This is a genomic window from Streptococcus sp. 2100 (assembly GCF_013276335.1).
Lineage (GTDB): Bacteria > Bacillota > Bacilli > Lactobacillales > Streptococcaceae > Streptococcus > Streptococcus pseudopneumoniae.
Window position 1 is genome coordinate 25,071 of the sequence record NZ_VMKV01000061.1, and the last position, 3,183, is coordinate 28,253.

Genomic DNA, 3,183 nt, shown 5'->3' on the forward strand with positions numbered 1-3,183 from the left:
AGCAACCTGCGGCTAGTTTTCTAGTTTGCCCTTTGATTTTCATTGAGTATCAAAAAGCAAGCCATTTTCGGCTTGCTTTTTTCATCTTTAAAAGTGATTGGTCTGATTAACGAGGTGGTAGTCCAAGGGCAATACGGCCATAGCGACTGATTCGTGTGATTTTCCAAGCAGGCGACCAGGTAACTTCAACCTTGACATCTTCGATCCCCTCGATTTGTTTCAGACCTGCAACGATTTCAATAGGCAGGCTTTCGGCACAATCACAGGCGGTGTCAGTGAAGGTCATGACAATCTTGCAGAGACCTGTTTCGTCCAGATTGATTTCATAGATCAGCCCTAGATTGTAAACATCCAATTCCACATCTGTATCAAAAACCTTCTCTAGTTTTTCGATAATTTGATCTTGCAAGGCCAAAGCACGGTCATTGATTTTGATATCCTCTCTCATTACAGTCCCTCCACATGATAAATATCCCCTATTTTCTCATAACTCTGACAATTTGGCAAGCTTTTGATGAATTTTCTGAAAAATATGATAAAATGAAGAAAATACGGAATCAAGGGGAAGTCTATGGAGCAGATTGGAAAAGTCTTTAGACAATTACGAGAGTCAAGAAATATCTCACTGAGACAAGCAACCGGGGGACAATTTTCGCCGTCTATGTTGTCCCGCTTTGAAACAGGTCAGAGTGAGCTTTCGGTGGAAAAGTTTCTATTTGCCTTGGGAAATATATCTGCCAGTGTAGAGGAAATTCTCTTTCTGGCGAGAGGTTTTCAGTATGATACAGATTCTGAGTTGAGAAAAGAAATCATAGATGTCTTGGATCCAAAGAATATAGCTCCTCTTGAGGACTTGTATCGCAAGGAGTATCAAAAGCATGTCCATTCTCAAAACAAACAGAAACATATTTTAAATGCCATTATGATTAAGTCTTATATGAAGAGCATGGATGATACGGTAGAGTTAACGGCAGAGGAAGGGAAAGTCCTTCATGATTATTTGTTTTCTACCGAGATTTGGGGAATCTATGAACTCAATTTATTTTCAGTCAGTTCACAATTTCTATCTGCTTCTCTTTTCACTAGGTATGTTAGAGAGATGGTACGTAATACTTAATGAAAATCAAAAAGCAAACAAGGAAGATAGCCGAAGGCAGTACTGGCGTACGGCAAGGCGACGCTGACAAAGTTTAAAGAGATTTTCGAAGAGTATTAGCCCCAAACTTCATCCGCAATTTCCTGGATGAGGGCAATGGCTGATATCAATGTTAAGGAGCTTAGTTATCATGTTACTGAAAATGATGTAGCGATAACTTTTTAAACAATCGTGTATAAAAAGATTTCAATTTTTAAAACCTTAACTATTAAGCTATTCAAATCTATAATTGAATAAAAAAGCGAACAAAACAAAATTCTGATTACCAGAAAAATAGTTTTGTTCGTTTTTTTATATTTGGGGTCGGAATTTTGTTCCAGCCTCTTTTTATTATTGTTGAAAATAGCCTTGTCCTTTCAAACTTCTAAAAATAGGTTGGCTAAGTAGGGTGATGGTTACTAGTTTTCCAAGGTCAGGGAGTATAAATGGTAGGACACCGACTGTAGTAGCTTGTGCTAGAGGAATACCCGATAAGAGATGTAGTCCCAGGATGCCACCGACAAAAACAAGACTATCTCCTAGTAGATTGGCCAGAAAAATTTTAGGGGGACTGGTTTTGGGATGGGTCAGATAGGCGGTCACTCCGGCATAAAGCAAATCAAACCAGAGGTAGCCTGCACTTGGTCCGACCAGGACATGAAAACCAGTACTTCCCCCAGCAAAGACAGGAAGACCGATTCCACCCAAAAGGAGGTAGAGGCCTACAGATAGAAGAGCTTCACGAGGACGAAAGATAGTAGCAATTAGCCCAATCGCTAAATGAAGGGAACAGGACCAAGGGGAAGGGTAATCTGAGCCAGCACAGCAATCAAGGCAGCCCCGATAGCTGGAAGAACTAAGGTGTATGATTTTTTCAAGATTGTCAACCTCTTTTTGTTTTTATGGTAATTATTATAATGGATTTTGACAGATTGTCAACTTTATTTTTAAACATAGGTAACAAATAGTGTGGCAGTCGAAAGGTATAGTTTAAAACTATATATACCTCAAGAAAAGAGTAATGCGATATAATCGATAAATGCTTGTTTAGGGAATTCTTTGCTGGTATAATAGAAGCATCTATTACAACTGATATAGTTTGAAACTATGTTTCTATCAAGGAGGTTCTGTCATGTCTGATTTATTATCGCTTTATGAAACGTTAAAATCAAAGAAATGGGTCAATCTAAGCCATCGTATTGATGAAAATAGCCCGCATTTCCCAGCTCTTCCAGCCTTGGAAAAGAAGGATTTATTCACTTTGAAGGATGGATTCCATGTGCAACAGTTTTCTGTGGTTGGTCAGTACGGTACCCACATTGATGCTCCGATTCACTTTGTTGAAGGTGGTCGTTGGTTGGAGGAGATTGACCTCAAGGACTTGCTTTTGCCTCTTTTTGTTATCGATAAGTCGGCAGCAGTAGCTGAAAATCCAAACTATATTTTGACGAAGCAAGATATCTTGGACTTTGAAGCGGAACATGGACAAATCCTGCCAGAGTCTTTTGTAGCTTTTCGGACAGACTGGTCCAAACGTTGGCCTGATCAAGATGCTATGCGTAATCTTGATGAAAATGGGGTGCAACAGAGTCCTGGATGGAGCCGAGAAGCCTTAGAATTTTTGATTCATGAACGTCAGGTCAAGGCCGTCGGTCATGAGACTTTTGACACTGATGCAGGCATTCCTGCTGCTGAGCATGGGCTTCTCAATGAATACTATCTCTTGGAGCAGGATATTTATCAGGTAGAAGTATTAGCCAACCTAAATCAAGTGCCTGCTACAAGTGCCCTGATTAGTATCAGTTTCCCTAACTGGAATCAAGCGACTGGTTCGCCTGTTCGTGCTTTAGCAATTTTACCTTAGAAATAGAATTGGAGAAAAAGATGACACATACACACGCACCTTTCCGAGTAGATCATGTTGGTTCCTTCCTTCGTCCAAAAGCGCTTGTTCAAGCGCGTGAAGCCTTCGCAGCTGGTGATATCAGCCCAATTGAGTATGAATATGATTTGAGTGAATAGTAAGTTAAACCCCAATTATTCACCCC

General features: G+C 40.1%; 3 protein-coding genes and 2 pseudogenes. 3 read left to right on the forward strand and 2 right to left on the reverse strand.

Annotated features, from left to right (window positions below; all coding sequences use genetic code 11):
• Positions 1-106 precede the first annotated feature (106 nt).
• Entirely contained in the window at positions 107-448 is a 342-nt protein-coding gene (locus HT669_RS08655) for a metal-sulfur cluster assembly factor (RefSeq protein ID WP_001206380.1), read from the reverse strand.
• Between the two features lie 123 nt (positions 449-571).
• Between HT669_RS08655 and HT669_RS08660 the strand changes: the two are divergent.
• A pseudogene (locus HT669_RS08660) lies at positions 572-1,108 on the forward strand (Rgg/GadR/MutR family transcriptional regulator); the annotation flags it as partial.
• Between the two features lie 378 nt (positions 1,109-1,486).
• Here HT669_RS08660 and HT669_RS08665 read toward each other — a convergent pair.
• Positions 1,487-2,013, reverse strand: a pseudogene (locus HT669_RS08665) (biotin transporter BioY).
• Between the two features lie 254 nt (positions 2,014-2,267).
• Between HT669_RS08665 and HT669_RS08670 the strand changes: the two are divergent.
• Positions 2,268-2,999, forward strand: coding sequence for a cyclase family protein (locus HT669_RS08670; protein WP_001281647.1), 732 nt, complete (start codon positions 2,268-2,270; stop codon positions 2,997-2,999).
• Between the two features lie 20 nt (positions 3,000-3,019).
• Positions 3,020-3,157: a hypothetical protein gene (locus HT669_RS08675; protein WP_000149864.1), complete on the forward strand. Its 138-nt coding sequence runs from the start codon at positions 3,020-3,022 to the stop codon at positions 3,155-3,157.
• The last annotated feature ends 26 nt before the right edge of the window (positions 3,158-3,183 follow it).

Bases quoted from the DNA above. Each gene is read 5' to 3' on its own strand.
- HT669_RS08655 (WP_001206380.1), bottom strand. From the start codon at position 448: ATGAGAGAGGATATCAAAATCAATGACCGTGCTTTGGCCTTGCAAGAT.
- HT669_RS08670 (WP_001281647.1), top strand. From the start codon at position 2,268: ATGTCTGATTTATTATCGCTTTATGAAACGTTAAAATCAAAGAAATGG.
- HT669_RS08675 (WP_000149864.1), top strand. From the start codon at position 3,020: ATGACACATACACACGCACCTTTCCGAGTAGATCATGTTGGTTCCTTC.